Consider the following 22,850-nt stretch of genomic DNA (forward strand, 5'->3'; position numbering starts at 1 on the left):
GGGGCATAGCAAGCGCATTTCCTTGGCTTACGACTTCTTCGACACGCCTAATCACTCCCACTCAATCATAAATAACACCAAAACAATCATACAAATCAACACATTACCAAATGTTGTCCTGAAAGTGCCATGAAAAATACCATGCTCAACTCCACAGCACTTGGGTGACGCCAAGGATTCAGGGCAACCTCGCAGCGCCCTGACGCTGCCGAAGGCTGTCCGCCCAGGCCGCCAAGGTATCAATCTCCGCTGTCAGTGTCTCTGGCCTCGGCAGCGGGCGGTTCAACGCAGCGGCGGCGCTGTGCAGCAGCTCGGAACAGCGACCGAAGCCGTCACGCATGGCCTCGCAGTCGGGAACCGTGATCGCGGTCAGCTTGACCAGGCCAGGTGTCTTCACTTCGTTGGACAGCCGCCGGATGACGTGCCCGACAGCTTCTTCAACCGCGATCTCCCACGTATCGCGCAACGTTGCGGCGATGGATTTGACGGACTTTCGCCACTCGTCTTGATTGCCTTGCTCGAAATGGTAGCGTTCACCGGCAAGTTGGTTGCTCAGACTTGTGGTGATGTCACTGACCCGACGCGCTTTGAATGGCGGCTCGCTGCGGCAGAAGCCTGCCTTGTCAGCCCCCCGACTGATGGAGCTAATCGCAACCGGCGGCTTAGGCTGCGCGTCGTCGGCCGCGCGATTCAACTCGAACAGGAACGCAAGGTCATGAGTGAAGACGATGACCTGGCGATGAGCGGCCTCAGCAACCAGGCGTTTAGCTACGGCCTCCCGGTGCATGTGGTCGAGCGAGGAGACGGGATCGTCAAAGACGATGCCGGACTTGTTTTCCGTGGTGGCGAGTTCGGCCATGAACGCGGCCAACGCAACGCAGCGATGCTCGCCTTCGCTCAAGACCTGTCCTACCGCAGCGGCGGGCTTCCGGGTAAGGGCGACCTTGAATCGGGGAATGCCCTGAACGCTATTTTGCTGGCGAAGCTCCACCGCAAGGCCGGCAATCTCGAAACTCGCCACCTCGCGAGCAAATTGCGCGCGTAGCGCGTCCGTCACCAAAGCCTGAGCGATCTCGGTGCTCTTTGTGGTGACACGGTTGGTAGCAGTGTCCCGCTGGGCCGCCTCAAGCCGTGCAATTTTCTTCTGGCGTTCGATTTCGGCGAGAACATCGGCTTTGATGCCACCAAGCCATTGCCGATCCACAAGCTCGGCCTTTTCAGCAAGCAAGGCGACGCGAGCTGGAGAGCCAGCCTCCGCGGCAAGGGCGTTCGCCCGAGTCTCAATACCCGCTGCTTGATCGACCAGCGCCTGACGCGAATATTCCGTAACGGGCACGTCAATAGCGGCGCTTGGACTTGCGTGGCGTCGTGTGATCTGGCGATGACGCCACAGGGCGCGCAGGGCCGCGCCCCTGATCTCCATCGCCAAGGCATCCTGGCGCAGTTCGTCGCGGACGGTTGCCACAATGTTCGCCAGCTCGGCCAACGAAACAGCCACACCCTTGAACGTTGCCAGCGCCCTGTCGTATGCGACGCGCGCAGCCTCGGCACGTTGCTGGCTGTCGTCGCGCACAAAAGCCTCGAAGCGATTGAGCCGGTCAGCGGCAACGGGCGTCAATTCCTGCTGGCAAAGCACGCAGACGCTGCCGGGGTCTGTGACGGGGAATCGCCGTTCGGGATAGGCTTCCGCGTCAGAAAATGCTCGGGCACTGGCCCATAGCGCCTGCCAAACCTCCGACCCTATCTGCGGCAACGGTTCGTCGCGGAAAAGTGCACTGGAGGCAGCTTCCGCTGCCCGGCGTGCGGCATCGCTATCTACGGCAAAGCGGCGCAGGTTATTGGCGGTATCGTCGCTGATTGAAGCAAACAGCCGATCCAGGCGCGCAACGTGCCCCTCAACCTTGGTCTTCAACGCAACAAGCTGGCGCGCCGCGCGAGCCGGATCACCAGCCAAGTCCGCCGTGAGCTGCGCCAATCGGTCTTGCTCTGCTTGCGTGAGCGTGGCCAACTCTTCGACCGTCGCCGGCGCGGTGCTGGAGGTGAGCCGGGCCATGAGCTTGCCGACCGCTGTGTCCCGGCTGCATGCCGGCGTCTTGATCGCTTCGGGCGTTTGCGCCTTTATCTGCGCAATCTCGGCTGCCAGCTTGTCCTTTACAGACTTGCAGAGCTGCGCCAGCGCACCCAACAGTTTGAGCGGAAACGGCGTGTAAGCCACGTCATTCGTATCATCAACGTGGACATTCGCGGTACGAGAATCGAACACGCTGATGCCTGAAAGCGCAGTGTCGGCAGCCTGTCCAAGCCGCCAAGCACAAGTGCGGTTCTGGCCACTGATCGCATATTCAATCGTGGCGCTCGGCGTGCCTGGCGCAGCGTCATAGATGTCGGGGGCGATTTCCTCTGCTCGGCCTGACATACGAGCGCGACACACCTTCTTGAGAATCCGCGCGTAGCCGGATTTTCCCGATCCGTTGTCGCCGTAAATGATGGTCAAACCGACACGGTGAAGCGTCAGACGCTGGTCGGGAGCCAGGGCGTTGACATGCCGAACTCCATGCACCTGGCGTAGATAGACTTCCCCCTGATCGCGGTTCAGGCCGCGAAGGTGCCGCGCTTCCAGCGGGGCCGCCGGATTGTCACCCTTGCAGATGGAAGCCAGCTCGTCGATCTCGGCCGCCTCCAGGGCCGCTTGCGTTGCAAGTCGGCGCAATGCGTCGCGCTGCCAGCCAGGACTATCAGCAGACCACGCAAGGATGTTGGCGAACGCCTCGGCTTCCGTCGTCATACACCTTCGCCTTTCCGTTCGCACTCGCTAGCTGCATCAGCCTTTCCCTGGTGCCTGCGTATGGCCTCCTCCAGCGTCTCGCCGAATTGCCATCCGAAAAGGTCGCGCACGCTCTTCGTTCTGGCATGGCCTGGTGGCTTGAACTCGTAGCCGGCAGCGGCCATCTCGGCCGCCACATCCTCGGTGATGAAAAACGGCTCGTCTTGATCTTCCTGATGCAGCTTCGTCATGCGACCTCCTCCTGGTGTTTATCCTGGCAGGCGGCCAGTGCGTCGGCTTCCGTGATGGCGTCCTCAACGAACGCACCGCGCTTCGCGGCCTCGGCTTGGCTAACTTCGGCCCAAATCCTTTTCACCTGGGCCGGACTGCACCCGGCCAGCTCGGCGGTCTTGCTGATGCTGTGGCCGGACTTGCGCAGCGCGACAACCCGGGCGCGGCGCTTCGGGTCAGCACGGCGGCCCTTGTAACGCCCGGCCTGGCGGGCCAGCTCGATGCCCTGGCGCTGCCGCTCGCGCCGATCCTCGTAGTCGTCGCGGGCCATCTGTAGGGCCAGCTTCAAAAGCATGTCCTGGACGGACTCCAGGACGATCTTGGCAACGCCCTGGGCCTCGGCCGCAAGGTCGGATAGATCGACCACGCCAGGGACAGCCAGGCGCGCGCCCTTGGCCCGGATCGAGGCCACCAGGCGCTCGGCCTCTGGCAAAGGTAAGCGGCTGATGCGGTCGATCTTCTCGGCAATGACCACCTCGCCCGGTTGCAGATCAGCCACCATGCGCAGCAGCTCGGGCCGGTCGGCGCGTGCGCCGGATGCCTTCTCGCGGTAGATGCCGGCCACGTAGTACCCGGCGGCCTTCGCGGCCGTGATGATCCCTTCCTGGCGTTCAAGGTCTTGCGCTTCGGTGCTGACGCGCAGATAGACCCGCGCCACCAGCGGCGTGGCCGCCGGCTTCGTCCTGCTCATGCTGGCTCCTTTGGGCATACCCGAATGCGCCTATACTAACCAGGCAAGCTCGTTTTTGAAAGTGCAACCTATGTGCGCCTGGCTCAGGCTACGGGCCTTGATGCGCCATCTGTAACCAGACCTCGATCTTTTCATTGCGCCGATGATGGGCAAGCGGCATAATTGCTGCAATTTGCAGCAATTTGCCGCAGGAGACGATTACATGGTTAATGACAGCCGAGATTCGGTAAGGGTCACAACCACGCTGACACGCCAGCAGCACACCGACCTGGAGCACATTGCGGAACAAAACGGCGTGAAGGTTGCATGGCTGGTGCGTCGCGCTGTGGAAAACCTGATTGAACAGGCGCAAGGCCCCCTGTTCTCCCTTGATCTCAGAGAGGGACGCCAGAATGCGTAGCGTCGAACTATTCACCGGCTGCGGCGGCTTGGCGCTGGGTCTGTCCCGCGCCGGTTTCCACCATGAATTGATGGTGGAATGGAACGGCGACGCGGTGGAAACAGTGCTGCACAACCGCCGCCGCCGCATCAAGCATGTGAGCGAATGGCCGCTGGAAAAGGCGGACGTGCGCGAGGTAACTTGGCATCGCTTCGGCGGTCTTGACCTAGTGGCCGGCGGCCCGCCCTGCCAACCCTTCTCCATCGGCGGCAAGCACAAGGGGCAAGGCGACAACCGCGACATGTGGCCGGAAGTGATTCGGGCCGTGCGCGAGATTCGCCCGCGCGGCTTCCTGTTTGAGAACGTGCGCGGCCTGGCCCGGCCGGCCTTCGCCGACTATCTGCGCTGGATCATCGCGCACCTTCACCATCCAGAAATCACCCGCTTGGACGGCGAGGATCACGCGCGCCACACGCGCCGCCTGGAAGCCTCGCGCCTGGCCCCCGCCTATCGCGTCATCGTCGCTCAGGTAAACGCGGCCGACTACGGGGCCGCGCAGAAGCGCCATCGCGTCATCGTCGCCGGCATCCGCTCTGACTTGGCCGATAGCCTGGCCGCGCCCATGCCCACGCACTCGCGCGAACGGCTGCTGTGGGATCAGTGGGTCAGCGGCGAGTATTGGAAGCGTCACGGCCTGCGCCAGCCGGCCGATGCGCTCATCCCCTCCACCGATGCCGCCGCGGTTCGCGCACTGCGCGCCTCGCGCATGGCACCGAAGGGAAAGCCCTGGGTGACAACCCGCGATGCCTTGATGGGCCTAGGCGAGCCGAACGGGAAGAGCAATCACGTTTTTCAGGACGGTGCCCGCGTCTATCCGGGCCACACCGGAAGCCCGCTCGATCAGCCCGCTAAGGCGCTGAAAGCGGGCGATCATGGCGTGCCTGGTGGCGAGAACATGATGGTTAGGGACGATGGCAGCGTGCGGTACTTCACCACGCGCGAGGCCGCCCGCTTGCAGGGCCTGCCCGATACCTACCAGTTCCCGCGGTCGTGGACGGAAAGCATGCGCCAGCTCGGCAACGCCGTGCCGTCGCAGCTCGCCGAGGCGATGGGCACTTGGATGGCCGAGACGCTGGCCGCCGCGCCGGCATCCGACATTGAGGCGGCCTGAATGGCGAAGGCTCCGAGACTCCGCCCCGAGCAAACGGTAATTGTCGAGCTGCGCGAGCGGCTGGCCCGTCTGCGGGAAATCTTGCCCACGCTGTCACGCCCGGCCGCCACGAAGACGATGGCCGAGCTGCTGGCGCTGACGGGCGAGATCGAGGAAGCCCGAAGCAACCTTGATCCGATCAAGGAACCGGGCGCCTCGTTCGATCCCGCCAACCCGGACACCGCCGGCCGTCTCGTGGCGCTGGCCCTGGTCGCCCAGGACAGGGTGCCGCTGGCGCGCATCGCGCGCACCTACGGCTCCGGCGTCTATGCAATTTATTACCACGGCGATCATCCGGCCTATGCCGCCGTGTCGGGCACCGAAACGCCCATCTATGTTGGCAAGGCCGACCCCAAGAGCGCGGACGCGCGCACGTCGCGCGAACAGGGGCCGCAGCTTTACGGCCGTCTGGCCGATCACCGCCGGATGATCAAGACGGTGGGCGACTACGCCACCGCCCAGGGCCTGCCGCACCCGCTCAAGGTGGACGATTTCACCTGTCACCGCTTGGTCTGCGCCACCAATGCGCAGCTTGTCGCCGAACGGCACCTGATTGGCACCTTCCGGCCGATCTGGAACAACGAAATGGGTATCTGCTGGGGAATCAGCAAGCATGGTGACTCGGCCACCACGCGCGCGAATAAGCGTTCACCGTGGGACGTGATGCACCCCGGCCGAAGCTGGGCGATGGCCGAAAGCCTCGAAGACAAAATGTCCCCGGAGGTCATCACCGCGCGGATCGCGGAGCACTTCGCGGCCAACCCGCCTCATCGCAGCCGGGCGCGCATCGTGCGTGGATTCCTGAGCGCCTTCGTCCAGAACGCGGCCATGACCCCGGCTGAGGTCGTGGACGATGATGATGCGGTGGCGGCCGCCGTCAGCGGCGAGCTTCCGCCCACGGAGTAAGCCAGGCGTGGCGGTCGATCCCGCCCGCAGCGCGCAAATGGCGCTCATCCGGGGGCGCGACACCAAGCCGGAAATGCGCGTGCGCAAGGCACTACATGCCACCGGCCTGCGCTACCGTCTCCATGATCGGCGCTTGCCTGGCGCGCCTGATCTGGTGTTTCCATCACGCCGGATTGCGCTGTTCGTGCATGGCTGCTTCTGGCACCAGCATCCTGGCTGTACTGCGGCCCGCATGCCGAAATCCCGTCTGGACTTCTGGGAGCCGAAGCTGGCAGGGAACGTCGCGCGCGACGCGCGCCATATGGTCGAGCTAGAAGCGGCTGGCTGGACACCACTGGTAATCTGGGAGTGCGAAACGCGCGACGCGCAGCGCCTCGCCGCGCTGGCAGCGCGCATCAAAGAGAAGGGAAAGGTATGAGCGAAAAGAACGCCACCATCAGCGCCGCCGTTCCTGTGGCCGTGAAATCCGAAGCCACCACCGTCGCAGTAGCGCACGGCATGAGCCTGGCCGCCCTGGTGCGCGAGCTGATGGCCCGCGTGGCCGCCCGTGACGCCGCAGTGCTGGCCTGGCTCGATGAGGCCCGCCGATGACCGACCTGAAGAACCTAGAAAGCTGGCTGCATAAGACAGCCGGCCCGGCCCATGACGCATTGAAGGCCGACCCGGCCCGCGCCGTCTTGGCTGACCGGGTGCGCTACACGCTCGATGAGCTGCTGGCCCAATGCGACCCTTCGGCCGAGCTGGCCGCGCAGGAACGGGAATGGCTGGATGCGCCAGCGGTCGGCCGTGAAGTGCTGACGTCCTTCGACCCAGCCGAACACCTGACCAATGCTGAGGCCGTGGCCGCGCTCCTGGCCGATGCGGAAGCCACCGGCGACCCGACCTATATCGCGCACGCCCACGAAGTTGCGGCACGTGCGCGGGTCATGCACGGCCTCAAATAGCGAAGCTGGCCAGCATCGCCATTTCTGGCGGTGCTGCAGGTGGATCTCATCGCCGGAAATGACGATGCGAGATCCACGCCAAGGGAAAGGCGCAGGGCGGCCGTCATCGCTCGATCTGGCGATGCTCGAGCACGCCGGCGCGCATCGTCGGAAACGGCGATGCAGACTCAAAAACGACAAGGGCGGCCGCTGGCCGCCCTTGTCGTTCTTGGTGGAGCCTACGCGGCGAGTGACTGCCGCACCGCTTCCAGGGCCTGATGGAAATCGTCCCGCGTGGCCTGGCCCGTCTCGGCTTGGTAGTACAGCACCATGAACATATTGGCGACGGCCTCGGCCATTGGTGAGAGCTGTCGTGCCGCCTCTTGGTCGATCCAGTCCAGGGCCGCGAGCTGCGCGGCCGCATGATGAACTGCCTGGGTTGCGATTGCATTGGTAGGATTCAAAGTTGCCATGATTCACCTCTGTAGTAGGTGGGTTGTGGAAGTGTCGGCCGGCCCCACGCCGGCCGGCGCGCCTTATCGCTGACCGCTGCTGTAGATGCCGGCGGCCTCGGCCAGCGGCGTGTTCCTATTGCTGCCGCTGTAGCTGTTGCTCGATGACCTGGGCGCCGGCCTGGTGGCCTCGATGGCAGACGGAGCAGAGCGATCAACAAAGGCCGAAACTTCCGCCGCTGCATCAAGCTCGGTTGATTGATCGCCAGGCTGCTCAAACTCCACTGCCAGCCGCTGCACCTGGTCGAGCGCCAGGCAGTCGAAAAAGCCACTGCGTTTCATGGTCACGCCTCCGATTTACCGTGCTCGCGGTTGGCGAACGCGGCCACTTCATCATCAGGATCAGCAGCGGCCGAATCGGCCCCTGCCAGGTTGTTGCCGCCGAATGTCGGCACCGACTCGACAGCGGCGGCCTGGTCGCTCTCTGCGCTGGCTCGGATAGCCGCCGCGATCTTCCCGCCGGTGGTGTCTGCGATGCGTTCGACAGCGGCGTCGCGGATGTTGGCGGCCTTGGCCTTGGCAACCTCGCCAACGCCTTGCACCAGGTTCGCGCCGGCGTCGGCCGTCACGCGGCCCGCCGTACCGAGCGCCGCAGCGGCCGAGGCCAGCAAGCCGGGGCCGGTGCTGCCTGGTGCTGCCTGCTGGCCGCCTTGCGAGGCTTTCGCGCCGGTGTCGCTGCTGCCTCCCTTCGAGCTGGAACCTCCATCCGATTTACTGGACTGCTGCCCATTGCGACCACCCGATCCGCTGGCACCGCTGCCCGAGCTGCTGCCGAAACCGGCGGCCTGTGCAAGTGGTGTAGTAGTTCCCCCGCCTGAGCCTGAACCGCCACCAAAGCCCGCCGCTTGCGCAAACGAGCCGGCATCACTGCCGGAGCCAGCGCCACCGCCAAGCATGGGCATTCCGCCCGATTCACCGCTGGCGCTCGCCCCTGCTTTCTCAAACGCTGCCTTGACCGCCGATATGCCGCCAGCGGCCGACGCTGCACCGCCCATCACGGCCGCACCGGCCGCGCTCGCCGCACCGGCGGCCATGCCCGCAGCGCCCATAGCCGCACCGATGGCAGCGCCTGCCCCGAAGTTACCAATGCCGCCAGCGCCACCGATGCCCGAGCCTGTGATAACGCCAGCGACAAGGGGAGGAACACGATTGACCAGCATGAGCAGCGCCACGCAGAAAACCAGCATCACGCCCAGCTCTTCAAAATTCAGCGTGCCGGTGTTCATCCTGGCGTAGAAACTGGAAAGCAGGTCGTTCCCGATGCCGACCAGGAGCACCATCGTCATGATCTGCACGGCCACGCCCAGCACGGTCTTGTAGTAGTTGATCGCCATGTCGGACGTCCAACGCGAGCCGCCGAAGCCGAGGAAGAAGATGCCGGCGTACATCAGCAGCCAGCCCGAGACGAGCAGCAGCAGCATATTCACAGCAACAACGGCCAGCAGGATCAGGATGCCGACGCTCAAGGCCACACCGATGAAGCTATCCACGGGCGACCAGATCGACGAGTTCCTGAATGCCTGCTTCAAGATCATGAAGCCGATATCCACGATGCCGGAGGGCGTCACCGATGCCACCCCGGACGCCTGCTCACCGATCCGGGCCAGTGACTGGATGATCGAATTGGCGAAGGCCGGGCCGTTGCGCAGCAGCCAGAGGAAGAAGCCGAAGAACAGAATGAAGCGGATGAACTCGGCGAAGAACTCGCCAATGTCGGCCTTGCGTAGCGCCATGAAGCCGAACGTGAAAACCAGCGAGATCGTGCCCAGTATCCAGAACAGGAACATGGCGGCATTCATCACCACCGTCTGCCAGGATGTGGCCCGCGTGGCGAACTCCGTCACTACCTGGTCAAGCATCCCTTGGTTGGTGAGCTGGGCCGATGCGGCGGTGGAGTAGAGCGCGAGCGTGACGCCGATCAGCGCCGCCTTGTGCAGTGCTTTCATGGCTTCGCCTCCTTCTGGTCTTTCGGGTCGGCCAGTTCGAGCCAGTTCATGGGCTTCTCGGTCGGCACGATGCCGCCGGCGGTCGGCGACCGGCGCGAGCACAACCCGGCGAATTTCTCGCGCGTGGCCCTGTCCTCGATCTTCTTGATCGCCTCGATCTGGCAATTGGTGTTATTGACCTCGGGCATGGGCGGGATGGCCGGCTTGTTGTCGCAGCCAGCCACCAGCACCACCACGAAGCCGGCAAGCAGCATCGTTTTCTTCATGGTGCAGGGCCTCCGTCAGCGGGTCAGTTCGAGCCAGTTTCTCGGGCTGGCCGTGCGCTCGATCCTGGATTCCCTGGAAGTCGCGCCGGCGGCCTGCTGTTGCGCCTCAAGGTCGGCCTGGGCCTGCATCCTGGCCGTCGCGGCGTTCTGCTGCGCGATCAGCAAGCCACGGATTTGCAGAAGCTGGTTTGCCTGGTTGGCTGCGAGCTGGTTGGCGAAACCGATGGCCTGCATCTGGCCGGTCGCGCCTTGCGCGGCCGACTGGAGCCGTTCGAGCTGGCGAGCGTCGGCGGTAAGGTTGCGCTGCTGCTGCTCCAGGCCCTTGAAAAGCGCGTCGTTCGCCTTCTTCTGGCTCTCGCTCGCCAGGTTGCGGTTCTGCTCCATCGCGGCGCGCTCGGCATCCGAGCATCCGGCGGCCGAGAAGCACGGCGAGCCACGGTAATAGGCCACGTCCTGGAACTTGCCCAGGTAGCTGTCCAGGCTGCCGAGCTGGTTCCGGTAGTAGTCCAGCGTGTTGACGGCATTCATCAGCCCGTTGATCGTGGACTGCGCCTGATCCCAGATATAGGCCGCCGGCGCGACCGTGTTCTGGATCATGTTTTCGTACTGCTGGAGCTGGGTTTGGTACTGCTCGATTTGCTTGAGCGTCTGCGCCACCGACTCGATGGCCGTCATGACGTTCTGCACCAGGTTCCCGCCGTCGATGACGGGAATGCCGGCTTGCGCCGGGGTGATGATGATGCTGCCGGCCAGGGCAACGGCGAGCGCGGTTTTAGCCGCTAAAAGGCGGACGTGTTTCATGGTCGAATACCTCGATGTGATGAGCGGCTGCGCTGCGCCGGCCTGCTGCCTTGTCGGCAACTGGCGGCGTTGGGCCATCACAGAGACAGCACGCCGTATCGCTGTCCCGGTACCCCGACCTGAGCGACACCGTAGCGCCCGGCCATTTGTGTTGAACATCGGTGTATGGGGAAGCTCGCACTGCGCCTCCCAGAGAGTGAAAGCGCTCGTCATCGACCACGCCCCTTGCCGTTCTCTTGGCGTTTGGCCCTCTTGGCCTCCATCTGCGCCCGTAGCCGCGCCTCGCGCTGCGCCAGTTCGGACGGTGCTGATGGTCGTACTTTGGCTGGCATCGGTGCTTGCGTCGGCCGCTGGGCTCCGCCCTCGATGTACAGACCGCCGAGCTGGCCCAGCGTGTGCAGGCCATGCCGACGATGCGGCGGTGGTTGCCGGCCGACAGGTGGCGCGCCGGGACGGACTCTGGCCTGAGCCTTCGCGGCCTCGACCAGCCGCCGACGCTCCAGGATCGGATCGGTGAAGACGATGGGCAGCCGCGCTTCCACGGCCGCCCGGATCGCGGTGGCCTTGAACGCCACGCTGCCGCTGACGGTGATGCGTTCGCCGTAACGCTCCATCGCCATGCGCAAGGCAGCCAGCACGCCGGCTCGGTCGGCCTCGCGGGATACGGCGAGACGCTCGCCGTCATCACGCACGGCCGAACTGCCCGCACGATAGATGATGGTGCCCTTCTTCGTGATGTTGTCGATCACCGGGACACCGTCGGGCTTCGCCACGCCCTCGCCCTGAAGAGTGTTCCCCTTGAGGCTCTGGCCTGCCTCACGGGCACGCAAGGCATCGATGGCCTGGCCATCGCCGGCCATTGCCTGTTGCTTGAGCCAGTCAGCCCACGTGCGCCGGCTGTGCGCTTGGTAGATAGCTGCCTGTTCGTGGTCGTGGCGCTCGTGGATCGCCGCCAGATCGGCGCGCAGTGCCGCGCTGGCCTGGCCGTACAGCAGTCGCTTGGTCAGCCGGCCATCGGTCAGGTGCTTGATCGCCGCCCGCCTCATCGCCGCCGCCTTCTTGGCGTTCTCCACGGCCTTGTCTTTCTGGCGCTTCGCCTCGGCCAGTGCGCCGGCCCTGGTCGCCGTGAGGCCCTGCTGTGCGTCCTTGTACCGGGCGTAAAGCTCAGTCGTGTCCAGCCCACCACGCAAGCGCATCGGCTGGCCCTTCTGATAGCCGCGCCGCGTCGGCGCGGCCTGATGCTCGGGCGAAGCCTCGAAGACCCCGAAACGCTTCTCCAGCGCCGACTTGGACAGGTCACGGGCGACGGTGCTGGCCTTGATCGTGGTGCCGTCGCCGGCTTCGATGACCAGGCCATTGCCTCGGGCGCGCAACGTCAGGCCGTTCTCACGCATGACCTGGTGCAGTTCGGCCCAACTCGCCGCACTCTTGATCTCGGCCAAGCATTCACGTTTGATCCAGCCGGACAGGCTTTCTTGGCCGGAATGCCGCTCCATGTCGGCGGCCCGCCCCTCCGCGCCGCGCCGGCGCGGCTCGTGGTTGTCGCGCTCCAGGCCGTAGTCGTGTTCCAAGGTCGTGCAGAGTTCCGCCAGCGCCCGGTGCGAGTAGTACGGCTCGTGCATCGTGTGCCGCGTCCGTTGAATCTTGTTGATGGCGATGTGGATGTGCAGGTTGTCGGTGTCGTTGTGAACGGCACTGACGCGCTGGTGTTCGCCGTAGCCCAGCCCGGCGCAGATACGTTCCTCAATCGCGCGCAGGGTGTCGGCGCTGGGCTGCTCGCCGGCCCGGAAGCTGACGATCAGGTGATAGGTCTTGTCTCCCTTGGCCCGCGTGTTCGTGTGCTGGGTCGCCAGAACCTCCGTGATGGCGTCCTGCACCGACACGGCATCGCAGTTCGTGATTTGCACCTGGCCCAGCCGGTGATCCTTGCTCTGCGCGTCGGTAACGTAGTTCACCAGGCCGGCGAAGTCGGACTTGCCCAGCGAACGCATAGGCACGTGCTTGGCGATCATCGGCCGGCCTCCGGCTTTTTAGCCGCTAAAACGCTCAAGGCTCTGCCCTCGGCTGCACCACGGACTTCATGAGCCGGCTCATTTCGTCCTGGGTGGCTTCGATCCGGCCCAGCAACGCCAAAATGGTCGCCGCGCTGAATTTCGCCGTGCGCGCATCATCGGTCAGCCAAAGTTTGAGCAAGCCGCCAAGGCGGCCAAGGTCGCCGTTGACGCGCACCAGCTCGCGCACGTGCTGATAGTCCATGACCCCCTTAACCTGGTAGCCCTGGCCCACGTCGCGCAGATAGCGCGCTACGCTGACGCCGGCCCGCTTGGCGTTCGCCTCGATCTCTGCCCGCTCTTCGGGCAGGCAATAGACCTTGATGGGCGGGCTGCCCTTCCTCGTCACCTTGTTTTCGTTGGCCTCCATCTTGGCGTCCTCATGTCGTTGCCGGCGGTCGCCGGATGCCTCGCAGAGCAGGATGCCCGTTGAGCGCCGTAGGCGCGAATAAGGGAAAGTGAAGGGGAACACCGCGCTTGCGCGGTGGGCCTACTTCACACATCCTGCCCGCATCGCGGCGTTGATTACTCCACGGAAAGCACCTCGAATCTGTCGCTGTGCATGCGCTGCTGATGCGCTATCGACGTGCAACAGCGCGCGGACAGTGCGGCAATGGCCGAAGAAGGCCAAGAACAGTGCAGCTACAGCGCCAGGGTTGCGTGTCAGCAGTGCATCGACGGCACACTGACAGCGATGCAATGCGGTCATCACAGCACCGCCGCGTTGTCGAGCTGCTGGAAAATCTGGGCCTTCACGATCTTGAGCCGCTGCCGCGTCATGATCGTGAGCGCGGGATCGGCCAGGGCCTCATCGAAGGTGCGGCGCTCCTGGAGCATTTCCGAGAAGTCGCGCCCGTAGGTTTCCGCCTTGAGGGTCGGAAGTTGGACGATGGCCGACACGCGGGCCTTGTTGTCCGTGTACGCCTTCATCTTCTCGAAACCCTTGCCTTCGTGCTCGATTGGCCCCCAATAGGGATTGAGCCAGACAACGAAGGTGCATTCCGCCGGGAACTGAGCGGCAAGCTGGGCGAGCCCCATCAACGTGTCCTTGAATGCCTGACCGCCGGTGACAACGGTATGAACGATGAGTTCATGCCCCATGTCCTGGAGCATCGCGGGAACCTGGTTCCCGATGAGGTAGCTGGACAGCGGCACGAACGAGCTAGCCCCGTTGTCGATGATGACTTCACCGTCCGCTGACGCAATCATTTCGATCAAAGTGTCGAAGGCGCGTGTATTGATCTCGTCGCCCTCCATGATGTTGAGGCAACGCACGCCCAGGGCTTTGTAGCCCTCGAAGGTCGAATTGACGGGATCGGTGTCGATGCAAAGCGGCTTCTGGCCCTTGCCGGCTTTGTACTGCGCGATGGTGGCCGCGATCATCGATTTGCCGACGCCGCCTTTGCCTTGCAGAACCATGTGAATCTTGGCCATCAGATTAAGTCCTTTTCGTCCATTCTTGGGTTGTAGTTGAAGGTGGGAATTCCAACGGGCTCGACCTTTCTCGGCTCACGGATTGGTGCCGAGTTCTCGCGGCCATTGCTTCGCTTCACCGGCGTTGGTTTTCTCTGCTCGGTCGGCGAGTTCGTGATGTGTCGGCGGACGTACTTGAGAAAGGTTTCGTAGCGGAACGACACGCGCCCCGCTTCGTGCAGGTGTTCCCAGATGGTCTTGAGCGTGTAGCCGGCGGCGGTCGCCTCGATCACGTCGGCACGCACTGCCAGAAACGCCACCAGAGCCTCCTTGCGCTGGGGCCTTTCGGCCTGGTCTCGCTGCGCAACCCAAGTGGCCAGTTCGTCCCGAAAGCTCTTTTCGACGGCCATCGCGTCACACCTCATAGCCGTGCGAGGTGAAGACCTGCGCCATGTTCGCACCCTCCCAGCTTCCGGGGCGGGTGATGACCAGGCCGGCATCCTCGGCCAGCATCGCCAGAAGCGACGAGACAGTGAGGGCGCCATGGCTGGTGAAGCCATCAGAACCGCCGTGTGCAGCCGTGCACCTCCGGGCGAGTTCGTGCAGGCTTGCCGCCGTGGCTTCACTGACCTGAATCGTTATCCGCTTCATCAGTCCTCCCCAGGTCACAACGAAGGGGAATCCTCGCCCACGGCCAGAGGGCCGGGGCGTCGGGCCAGTTCGCCCGACGACTTGCGCGCTTCGATCCACTGCTCGACCTCCGCCAAGTCCCAAGCCACATTGCGGCTGGTGAGGGTGATGCGATGTGGAAACTCTCCCCGCAGCTCCATGTTGTAGATGGTGCGGTCTGACAGCGGGATCATCGCCAGCAGCTTCTTGCGATTGATAAGGGTCTTGCCCTTCACCGCCTCGGCAATAGGCTGGCGTGGTTTTTCTGTTGCGTGCATCTTCTGGCGTATTCAGTCACTTGCGAACGAGTGCCTGATACTGCCCGGACAAGCCGAAGGCGTAAGCAACTTAATTATCCAATCAGGTTGACATGAAGACTGGGTGCTTTCTGCGTTGTATGTTGTAGCGCGATACAACATACAACATACAACACGCTACAACGAACCAAATCCATCTGGCGGCCGCCATCGTCGGAAGCGGCGATGCTGGCCAGCTCGTCGGCCTGGTCAGCTTGAAGCCGCCGCCCCCTTTTCTTGGCGTTCAACCTGCGACCATTCCGACAGCGCGGCAATCTGTTCGTGGCGCTGTCGTCGGCCTGCCTGGCAGCGCCCAGGAAACCCATAGGAGCGTTTCAGGAATAGGAGCGCCCTCTCGGCCTCGCCTTGCCGACTTTTTCGTCCTGAGCGTTTCTGGCGCGTTCGGCGCGGCGTGTGCCGCGCCCCTCTCAGCTCACCGGCTGGAGGCCGGCACGATCTGCCGGAGGGGGAGCCACCGCATGGCGGTGGGGGAACCCCGCAGGGGTGCCCCGGCGAAGCCGCCAGCGCACGAACTGTCAAGTTTTCCACAGCCCTGCCGCGTTAAAGATCTTTAAGTTAAAAAGACAGTTAAAGGCGCGCGCGCGTTACAGGTTTCAAAAACCCCTGCGCCACAACGCCTTGCGGGATGGTCGTGCAGGTAAAAGCACGAGGTTGGGTGCAGGTGAAAGCACGATGCAAGTGCAGGTAAAGGCACGCTCCCATCCACAGACGGCGCAGGTGAACGCACGTGCCAATCCACAGAAGGCATCCCTGGAAGCCCGAAGTCAAGTGCAGATAAAAGTACGTGCCCTGCGTGGAGGCAGGTGTCAGCCGGATCGTTTCCCGGTCTTCCGGGTATGGGCCTTCTCGTGGGCCAGCAGCGAAGCATGCGGCCTCCCAGCCAGCATGTCCTTGGCCTCGGCGATGCGGCCCTTGGGGCCATTGGCGTAGAACGTCACCATGTCTCGGCCGCCGTCGAACGCCATGAGGAAGTCGGGCAGCACGCCAGATTCGGCCAGCGAGCGCATTGCCGCACGGAAATTCCGCAGCGCATCGCTGCTGCCGCTCTTCTGGTATAGGACGGCCAGTGACACGCGCCAGCTTGGTTGACGGCCGCAGTGCTTTCGCACCAGTTCGTAGATGCGCCGGTCAAGCGGTTTGCGCAGTCGGTAATAGCTGCGCGAGAGCGTGAGGAATTCGCCGGCGTCGATGGCCCGGAACAGCCAATCCGGCAAGGTCACTTCCAGTGACACCATGCGACCGTCGTTGGGCGACCTCTCGATGATCTTGGCCGATTCCACCAGGCCCCAGAACGCACGAGTGCGCCGCCCGCCTGTCTCGATGTTGGTTTCCACCCGCGTGCCGGTGAGTCGCCCAAGCATCTCGCCCGCCCGCTCGTAAGCGCGACCGCTGGTGTCGCGGTTGGTGGCCGTGAGGAAGTCGTACATGGTGAGGCGCACCGTGCGCGAGATTCTTGCCCCACGGTTCTTTGCCTCGACGAGCTGGCCAGCGCAGTAGAGCCACAAATCCTTATCGTGGATCGTTGCACGGCCGTCCGGGCCGGGCTTCACCGTCACGGTATTGCCGTTGCGCTCGTAGGTACGCACGCGAGTGTCGCCAGCCTTCAATGCGAACAACGGATGTTCCATGCTGGCGAGGTCATCTTTCGGCGCGGCATCGGGGATGCCGAGCGTGAAGAAATCGCCCTGCCTGCCACGGTCAGGCGCAAGGTGTGTTGTGGGCTCAGCGGCTGTGCGCTCGTCCTTTTCGTCACGGGGCGAGCGGAGCGGCCCCGGTGATGAAAAAAGCGAGTCCGGCATTCGTGGTCTTCAATTGAGCACCACAAGGCTAGCCGTCACACCAATTGACTGTCAGCGATTTAGTTGTACACTTTGGTTGACATGGAAACGGAAGATCAAGCAAGAGAACGCCTAGGGCGGTACTACATCCATATCTGGGATGGATGCGCGCCCATCGTTTCTCAAGCAATCAAGGAGTTCCGAGAACGCTGGAAACCCTACTCCGCGTCCTCGCGCCAGTACCCCATCGTCCGACTGGTAGAGGAACGCATCGATCCCTCCGTGGCGGCGTACATGGCGACTCTTCCGGCGCGCTACTCGGGCTTCGTGCCCGGAGCCAGCGCACGGGCAGGACTCAGCACCATCATTCGTCAAGTGGGGCTTGATGAGATGGTTCGATTGCAGCGGTGGTTGCTGCGTAACTTCATCAAAACGGAGAACAACTGGACTGCCAGAGATCAGCGCTTTATCGCAACCATCGAATCCTTAATCGAACTGATTTGGGACTGCGCCTGCAAAAGACCGGCACGATCCAAGATACCAGGCGAACACCAGCTCCCTTTGCTCCCCTTCGGGAACGCGCAGCGTCGTCAAGGTTTTTGTAGGTTCTGCGGCGCGCTGACGGAATTAGCCTCGTTCATCGAACATGGGAATTGGCCCCAGGGGGATCAAGAGAAACTACGCTTGAGCCACCGTTACTGTGCCGAGCATCGGCCAATGCTCCCGGATGGCACCCAGAATCCAGCCTATCGACGCGCCATGCGTTCGGCGGATCACTTCGACGTGGAGCTGCTACGGCTGAGCAAGCAAAGCGCCAAACCGGAGAAGCTGCGGGCAGGCTCAGGGGATCGGTCGGTTGACCACTACATCCAAGGCCACGTGACCCAAAAATCCCTACAGCCAGCCGACAAGGCCGAGTTGAGGAACCAGGCTCGCCAGATGGCCGACGAGCGGTTGACCGACCGCAAGAAGACGATCATCACGATGATCGCCTCGGGACAAAATCAATCGCAAGTCGCTAAGGCACTCGGAATCAGCCGACAAGCCGTTTCCAAGGCGCTCGCGACGATCCCCAAGGACTTCCGCCTCGACGAAGTACAGTGACGGCCATCGACTTCGACGGGCCTCTTTTTTAGCGGCTAAAACGCCTTCCTGGCTGTCCAGCCGTCGATCATGTCCGCCCAGTCTTGCAGCATAGCGGTGCGTTGCTCGCGGTATTCAGCCTTGTTGTAGACGGCCCTGACGCCACGCTGTTCGTGCGCCAGGCACTTCTCGATCCAGTCGGTGTTATAGCCCGCCTCGTGCAGCAGCGTGCTCGCCGTGCGTCTCAAATCGTGCGGCCCGAACTTGCCAAGGATCTTCCCCTCCTTCTGCGCCAGCCGGTAGGTCAGCGTCAGCACTTGGTTGAGTGTGGCGCTGCTCATCGACGTGTCTGAGTCGTACCGCGAAGGCAGCACGTAGTCCGATCCGCCGGCGAAGGTTTTCAGGGCAATGAAAATGTCCAGCGCCTGCCTGGACAGAAAGACCAGGTGCGGGTTGCGCCGCTTCATCCGCTCCTTCGGGATCGTCCAAAGCGCCTCGCTGAAATTGATCTCGCTCCACGTCGCGTTCGTCAGCTCGCTCTTGCGCACCATCGTCAGTAGCAGCAGCTTGGCCGCCGCCCGGATCGACGGCGTCGTGCCGATGCGCTCCATGTACTGGTACATCAGCCCGATCTCATCAGGCGTCAGCGCCCGGTCGCGCGGCTCGAACTTGGCGATGCTCGTGGGGCGCACCAACTCTGCCGGGTTCTCGACCTTCTGGCCGCGCTCGATGGCCCAGCGATAGACCTGCATCACCACCTCGCGGACATGCACTGCCGTTGCCGGCGCGCCTCGCTCCACGATGGCATCGGTCAGCGCCCGCAAGTCCTCGTGGGTGATTTCGACCAGCTTCTGGTTGGCGAACTTGGGCTTCAGCTCGCGCTCGTAGACCGCTCGGCGCATGTCGCGGGTGGAGTCGGCCATCTGGTAGCCGCGCAGCCACTTTTCGGCCCAGGCGTCGAATGTCTCGGCATCCTTGATGCGGGCCTTGTCCCGCGCCTTCTCCTTGGCCGGCGACTTCCCGACCGCGATCAGCTTCTTGGCCTCGCCCAACTGCTCGCGGGCTTCCGACAGGGTGATGCCGCCGACACCGTAGCGGCCGAAGGTGATGGTCTCCTGCCTGCCGTTGATGGAGTAGTTGTAGCGAAACGAGATCGCCCCGGCCGGCGTGACGGCCACATAGAGGCCGTCACGGTCGTTCACCTTGTAGAGCTTGTCCTGCGGCTTGAGATTGCGCAGCTTGGTATCGGTCAGCATGAGCACCCTTCTTTTCAGGCTACCGATACCATGCTCAAAAAGACCAGAAAAATCTCAAAATTATCGATATAAATCAATATCTTAGAGTATTTCAATACCATGCTTCACCGCGAAGTGGCCGCATGGTATCGGATCAAGATCATGGCATCGGTTCAGCCAGTGCCATGCACCATACCATGAAAAATTCGTGCTTGGCGATGCCTGAGAGTGCTCGAATTTGCCAGACAAAAAACACCAAAATCAATCTACATCAATGATTTGTAAGAACTTTTTGCCTGCGATTGCCAGCCCATGCCAGACGCCCAATCACTCCCACTCAATCGTCGCCGGCGGCTTGCCCGAGATGTCGTAGACCACCCGCGAGACACCGCGTAATTCATTGATGATGCGGTTGCTCACCGTGCCCAGGAAGTCGTAAGGCAGATGCGCCCAGTGCGCGGTCATGAAGTCGATGGTTTCCACTGCGCGCAGTGCGATCACCCATTCGTAAGCGCGGGCGTCGCCCACGACACCCACTGATTTCACCGGCAGGAATACCGCAAACGCCTGACTGGTCTTGTCGTATAGATCGGCTTTACGTAGTTCGTCGATGAAAATGGCGTCGGCCTTGGCCAACAGTTCGGCGTATTCCGGCTTCACTTCGCCCAGGATGCGCACGCCCAGGCCTGGGCCGGGGAATGGATGACGGTAGACCATGGTCCGCGGCAAACCGAGTTCGACGCCCAGACGCCGCACCTCGTCCTTGAACAGTTCGCGCAGCGGCTCGACCAGGCCAAGCTTCATATGCTCGGGCAAACCGCCGACGTTGTGGTGGCTCTTGATCACGTGGGCCTTGCCGGTCTTGCTGCCGGCGGACTCGATCACATCCGGATAGATGGTGCCCTGTGCCAACCACTTGGCGTTACGCAGCTTGTTCGCTTCTTCGTCGAAAATCTCCACGAACAGGTTGCCGATGATTTTGCGTTTGGCTTCCGGGTCACTGACGCCAACAAGTGCTTTGAAGTAGCGCTCGGCGGCATTGACGCGAATGACTTTGACGCCCATGTGCTCGGCGAACATCGCCATCACCTGGTCGCCTTCCTGCCAGCGCAACAGGCCGGTATCGACGAAGACGCAGGTGAGTTTATCGCCGATGGCCTTATGCAACAGTGCGGCGACCACGGAGGAATCGACCCCGCCGGACAAGCCGAGGATCACCTCGTCGCCACCCACTTGGGCGCGGACCCGCGCGATCTGGTCGTCGATGATGTTGGCTGCAGTCCACAGCGTCGCGCAGCCGCACACCTCCACCACGAAGCGGCGCAGCAGAGTCTGGCCTTGCAGGGTGTGAGTGACCTCCGGATGGAACTGCACGCCGTACCAGCGCTTGGCCTCGTTGGCCATGGCCGCAACCGGGATGCGGTCGGTCGTGGCAGTGATGGTGAAGCCTGGCGGCACGTTGGCGACGTGGTCGCCGTGGCTCATCCATACGTTCAGACGCGCACTGCCTGGGTGATCGGTCAAGCCGGAAAACAAGGCATCGGGCGCGACCACGTCCACTTCGGCATGACCGAATTCGCGCTGATCGGCGGCCTCGGTGGAGCCGCCGAGCTGCGCGGCCATTGTCTGCATGCCATAGCAGATGCCCAGCAGCGGCAAGCCGCTATCGAACACGTCCTGCGGCGCGGCCGGCGCGCCCGGCAAGGTGGTCGACTCCGGGCCACCGGAAAGGATGATGCCCTTGGCACCGAAGCCGGCGATCTCGGCCGGGTCGTGATCCCAGGCCCATATCTCGCAATACACGCCAAGTTCGCGGATGCGCCGCGCGATCAGTTGGGTGTACTGCGCGCCGAAATCGAGAATGAGGATCTTGTCGCTGTGAATGTTGGTCATCGGGACTCGGGGGGGATGCGGGACTCGGGCTCCTGCGATCCGCTAGCGCTGTGACGATGAAAAAACGGCGAGGAGAAATTGCTTCCTGCCCCGCCGTTCGAAGGTGATGCCACGTCTCGAGTTCCGAGTCCCGAGTCGCGGCATTCAGCCCATACGGTAGTTCGGCGGCTCTTTGGTGATCTGCACGTCGTGGACGTGGCTTTCGCGCTGGCCGGCACCGGTGATGGTGACGAACTTGGGCTTGGCGCGCATGTCCTCGATCGTCGCGCAGCCGACATATCCCATGGTCGCGCGTAGGCCGCCAACCAATTGGTGGATGATGCCGCTGAGCGGGCCGCGGTACGGCACGCGGCCTTCGATGCCTTCCGGCACCAGCTTGTCGGCATCGGAAGCGTCCTGGAAGTAGCGGTCCTTGCTGCCCTTCTCCATCGCGCCCAGGCTGCCCATACCGCGATAGCTCTTGTAGCTGCGACCCTGGAACAGTTCGACCTCGCCCGGTGCTTCCTCGGTGCCAGCGAACAGCCCGCCCACCATCACCGTGGAGGCCCCGGCCACCAGCGCCTTACCGATGTCGCCGGAATACCGGATACCGCCGTCGGCGATCAGCGGGATGCGGTCCTGCAGCGCCTCGGCGACCATGTCGATGGCGGTGATCTGCGGCACGCCCACACCGGCAACCACACGCGTGGTGCAAATCGACCCCGGCCCCACGCCGACCTTGACCGCGTCGGCACCGGCATCCATCAACGCCAGCGCGGCGTCGCCGGTCACGATATTGCCGCCGATCACCTGCAACTGGGGGTAGGTTTTCTTGACCCAGGCCACGCGGTCGATCACGCCCTGCGCATGGCCGTGCGCGGTATCGACGATGACCACATCCACACCCGCTGCGGCGAGCAGTTCCACGCGCTGCTCGGTGTCGCCGCCAACGCCCACCGCCGCACCGACCAGCAGACGCGTGGACGCATCCTTGGCGGCATTGGGGTTGTCGGTCTTCTTCTGGATGTCCTTGACCGTAATCAGGCCGCGCAGTTGGAAACTGTCGTTGACCACCAGAATCTTCTCGATGCGATGGCGGTGCAGCAATTGCAGCACTTCCTCGTCACTGGCGCCTTCGCGCACGGTGATCAGGCGATCCTTTTTGGTCATGATGTGGCGGACCGGATCGTCGAGTTTCTTCTCGAAACGCATGTCGCGGCTGGTGACGATGCCGACCAATCCACTGCCGTCCACCACCGGCACGCCGGAGATGTTGCGCGCGCGGGTCAGTTTCAGCACTTCGCCGATGGTGGTTTCCGGGCCGACGGTAAACGGTTCGGTAATCACGCCGGCTTCGAACTTCTTGACCTTGACCACTTCGGCCGCCTGCTGCGCCGGAGTCATGTTCTTGTGGATGATGCCGATGCCGCCAAGCTGCGCCATGGCCACCGCGAGGCGATGTTCGGTCACCGTGTCCATCGCCGCCGACAGGATCGGCAGTTTCAGGCGCAGCTCGCGGGTCAGCCGGGTCTCCAGGCAGACATCCTTGGGCAGCACGGTCGAATGAGAGGGGACGAGCGAAACGTCGTCGTAGGTAAGAGCTTCAGCCTGGATGCGCAGCATCGGCGGACCGCAAATGTGGGGAAGCGCGACATTTTAGCCCGAAAAATCGCGTGAAGCTATGCGCGCATGCAACGGCATGCGGGACGCGGCGTTCCACCGCCCCCCGCGCCGCTGCCGCGC

At 63.2% G+C, this 22,850-nt stretch carries 25 protein-coding genes; 6 read left to right on the forward strand and 19 right to left on the reverse strand.

Features of this window, described 5'->3' with window-relative positions; translation table 11 throughout:
• Positions 1–178: 178 nt before the first annotated feature.
• The 4 genes from XALGPE39_RS06775 to XALGPE39_RS16410 all read right to left on the reverse strand — a co-directional run bounded on the left by XALGPE39_RS06775 (position 179) and on the right by XALGPE39_RS16410 (position 4,161).
• Entirely contained in the window at positions 179–2,785 is a 2,607-nt protein-coding gene (locus XALGPE39_RS06775) for an AAA family ATPase (protein WP_045727520.1), read from the reverse strand.
• Positions 2,782–3,015: a hypothetical protein gene (locus tag XALGPE39_RS06780; protein WP_045727521.1), complete on the reverse strand. Its 234-nt coding sequence runs from the start codon at positions 3,013–3,015 to the stop codon at positions 2,782–2,784. The genes XALGPE39_RS06775 and XALGPE39_RS06780 overlap by 4 nt, the downstream gene beginning before the upstream one ends.
• Positions 3,012–3,746, reverse strand: coding sequence for a recombinase family protein (locus tag XALGPE39_RS06785; protein WP_045727522.1), 735 nt, complete (start codon positions 3,744–3,746; stop codon positions 3,012–3,014). The genes XALGPE39_RS06780 and XALGPE39_RS06785 overlap by 4 nt, the downstream gene beginning before the upstream one ends.
• Before the next feature lie 88 nt (positions 3,747–3,834).
• The gene (locus tag XALGPE39_RS16410; protein WP_235429766.1) at positions 3,835–4,161 is read right to left on the reverse strand and encodes a hypothetical protein; all 327 of its coding nucleotides are present in this window, start codon (positions 4,159–4,161) and stop codon (positions 3,835–3,837) included.
• Here XALGPE39_RS16410 and dcm point away from each other — a divergent pair.
• The 5 genes from dcm to XALGPE39_RS06815 are packed head-to-tail and all read left to right on the forward strand — an operon-like array spanning position 4,139 to position 7,185.
• On the forward strand, positions 4,139–5,296 hold the full coding sequence (gene dcm / locus XALGPE39_RS06795; RefSeq protein WP_045727523.1) for a DNA (cytosine-5-)-methyltransferase: 1,158 nt from the start codon (positions 4,139–4,141) through the stop codon (positions 5,294–5,296). The two genes, XALGPE39_RS16410 and dcm, sit on opposite strands and share 23 nt — an antisense overlap.
• The gene (locus XALGPE39_RS15165; RefSeq protein ID WP_235429767.1) at positions 5,297–6,241 is read left to right on the forward strand and encodes an Eco29kI family restriction endonuclease; all 945 of its coding nucleotides are present in this window, start codon (positions 5,297–5,299) and stop codon (positions 6,239–6,241) included.
• Positions 6,242–6,248: 7 nt separating this feature from the next.
• On the forward strand, positions 6,249–6,659 hold the full coding sequence (locus XALGPE39_RS06810; protein WP_235429768.1) for a very short patch repair endonuclease: 411 nt from the start codon (positions 6,249–6,251) through the stop codon (positions 6,657–6,659).
• On the forward strand, positions 6,656–6,832 hold the full coding sequence (locus tag XALGPE39_RS16075) for a hypothetical protein (RefSeq protein WP_162836126.1): 177 nt from the start codon (positions 6,656–6,658) through the stop codon (positions 6,830–6,832). The genes XALGPE39_RS06810 and XALGPE39_RS16075 overlap by 4 nt, the downstream gene beginning before the upstream one ends.
• The gene (locus XALGPE39_RS06815; protein WP_045727524.1) at positions 6,829–7,185 is read left to right on the forward strand and encodes a transcriptional regulator; all 357 of its coding nucleotides are present in this window, start codon (positions 6,829–6,831) and stop codon (positions 7,183–7,185) included. Before XALGPE39_RS16075 ends, XALGPE39_RS06815 begins: the two co-directional genes overlap by 4 nt.
• Before the next feature lie 218 nt (positions 7,186–7,403).
• Here the strand turns inward: XALGPE39_RS06815 and XALGPE39_RS06820 are convergent, their stop codons facing one another.
• The 12 genes from XALGPE39_RS06820 to XALGPE39_RS06885 all read right to left on the reverse strand — a co-directional run bounded on the left by XALGPE39_RS06820 (position 7,404) and on the right by XALGPE39_RS06885 (position 16,938).
• Positions 7,404–7,637 (reverse strand): type I toxin-antitoxin system ptaRNA1 family toxin, encoded by a 234-nt coding sequence (locus tag XALGPE39_RS06820; RefSeq protein ID WP_045727525.1) that lies wholly within the window; start codon positions 7,635–7,637, stop codon positions 7,404–7,406.
• A gap of 63 nt (positions 7,638–7,700) precedes the next feature.
• Positions 7,701–7,958: a hypothetical protein gene (locus XALGPE39_RS06825; protein ID WP_017160323.1), complete on the reverse strand. Its 258-nt coding sequence runs from the start codon at positions 7,956–7,958 to the stop codon at positions 7,701–7,703.
• A 2-nt stretch (positions 7,959–7,960) separates the two neighbouring features.
• On the reverse strand, positions 7,961–9,622 hold the full coding sequence (gene trbL, locus XALGPE39_RS06830; protein WP_045727526.1) for a P-type conjugative transfer protein TrbL: 1,662 nt from the start codon (positions 9,620–9,622) through the stop codon (positions 7,961–7,963).
• Positions 9,619–9,888, reverse strand: coding sequence for an entry exclusion lipoprotein TrbK (gene trbK, locus XALGPE39_RS06835; protein ID WP_045727527.1), 270 nt, complete (start codon positions 9,886–9,888; stop codon positions 9,619–9,621). Before trbK ends, trbL begins: the two co-directional genes overlap by 4 nt.
• 15 nt (positions 9,889–9,903) lie before the next feature.
• A complete protein-coding gene (trbJ, locus tag XALGPE39_RS06840) occupies positions 9,904–10,689 on the reverse strand; it encodes a P-type conjugative transfer protein TrbJ (protein WP_045729036.1) in 786 nt (261 codons plus the stop codon).
• A 209-nt stretch (positions 10,690–10,898) separates the two neighbouring features.
• Positions 10,899–12,701, reverse strand: a complete 1,803-nt coding sequence (gene traI, locus XALGPE39_RS06845) for a TraI/MobA(P) family conjugative relaxase (RefSeq protein ID WP_045727528.1) — start codon at positions 12,699–12,701, stop codon at positions 10,899–10,901.
• Between the two features lie 34 nt (positions 12,702–12,735).
• On the reverse strand, positions 12,736–13,110 hold the full coding sequence (gene traJ / locus XALGPE39_RS06850; RefSeq protein ID WP_045727529.1) for a conjugal transfer transcriptional regulator TraJ: 375 nt from the start codon (positions 13,108–13,110) through the stop codon (positions 12,736–12,738).
• Positions 13,111–13,448: 338 nt separating this feature from the next.
• A complete protein-coding gene (locus tag XALGPE39_RS06860; protein WP_045727531.1) occupies positions 13,449–14,174 on the reverse strand; it encodes an ArsA-related P-loop ATPase in 726 nt (241 codons plus the stop codon).
• A complete protein-coding gene (locus tag XALGPE39_RS15950; RefSeq protein WP_045729037.1) occupies positions 14,174–14,563 on the reverse strand; it encodes a TraK family protein in 390 nt (129 codons plus the stop codon). Before XALGPE39_RS15950 ends, XALGPE39_RS06860 begins: the two co-directional genes overlap by 1 nt.
• A gap of 4 nt (positions 14,564–14,567) precedes the next feature.
• Complete coding sequence (locus XALGPE39_RS06870; protein ID WP_045727532.1) at positions 14,568–14,804, reverse strand: hypothetical protein; 237 nt, start codon at positions 14,802–14,804, stop codon at positions 14,568–14,570.
• A 14-nt stretch (positions 14,805–14,818) separates the two neighbouring features.
• A complete protein-coding gene (locus XALGPE39_RS06875) occupies positions 14,819–15,100 on the reverse strand; it encodes an AlpA family phage regulatory protein (protein ID WP_045727533.1) in 282 nt (93 codons plus the stop codon).
• An 845-nt stretch (positions 15,101–15,945) separates the two neighbouring features.
• Positions 15,946–16,938 (reverse strand): replication initiator protein A, encoded by a 993-nt coding sequence (locus XALGPE39_RS06885; protein ID WP_045727535.1) that lies wholly within the window; start codon positions 16,936–16,938, stop codon positions 15,946–15,948.
• Between the two features lie 81 nt (positions 16,939–17,019).
• Here XALGPE39_RS06885 and XALGPE39_RS06890 point away from each other — a divergent pair, with 81 nt between their 5' ends.
• Positions 17,020–18,021: a LuxR family transcriptional regulator gene (locus XALGPE39_RS06890; protein ID WP_045727536.1), complete on the forward strand. Its 1,002-nt coding sequence runs from the start codon at positions 17,020–17,022 to the stop codon at positions 18,019–18,021.
• Positions 18,022–18,056: 35 nt separating this feature from the next.
• Here XALGPE39_RS06890 and XALGPE39_RS06895 read toward each other — a convergent pair whose 3' ends face one another.
• The 3 genes from XALGPE39_RS06895 to guaB form a co-directional block, all read right to left on the reverse strand.
• Complete coding sequence (locus XALGPE39_RS06895) at positions 18,057–19,256, reverse strand: site-specific integrase (protein WP_045727537.1); 1,200 nt, start codon at positions 19,254–19,256, stop codon at positions 18,057–18,059.
• 306 nt (positions 19,257–19,562) lie between these two features.
• The gene (guaA, locus tag XALGPE39_RS06900; RefSeq protein WP_045727538.1) at positions 19,563–21,128 is read right to left on the reverse strand and encodes a glutamine-hydrolyzing GMP synthase; all 1,566 of its coding nucleotides are present in this window, start codon (positions 21,126–21,128) and stop codon (positions 19,563–19,565) included.
• A gap of 144 nt (positions 21,129–21,272) precedes the next feature.
• Positions 21,273–22,730 (reverse strand): IMP dehydrogenase, encoded by a 1,458-nt coding sequence (gene guaB, locus XALGPE39_RS06905; protein WP_045727539.1) that lies wholly within the window; start codon positions 22,728–22,730, stop codon positions 21,273–21,275.
• Between the last annotated feature and the right edge of the window lie 120 nt (positions 22,731–22,850).

Source organism: Xanthomonas sp. GPE 39, assembly GCF_000963005.1.
GTDB lineage: Bacteria > Pseudomonadota > Gammaproteobacteria > Xanthomonadales > Xanthomonadaceae > Xanthomonas_A.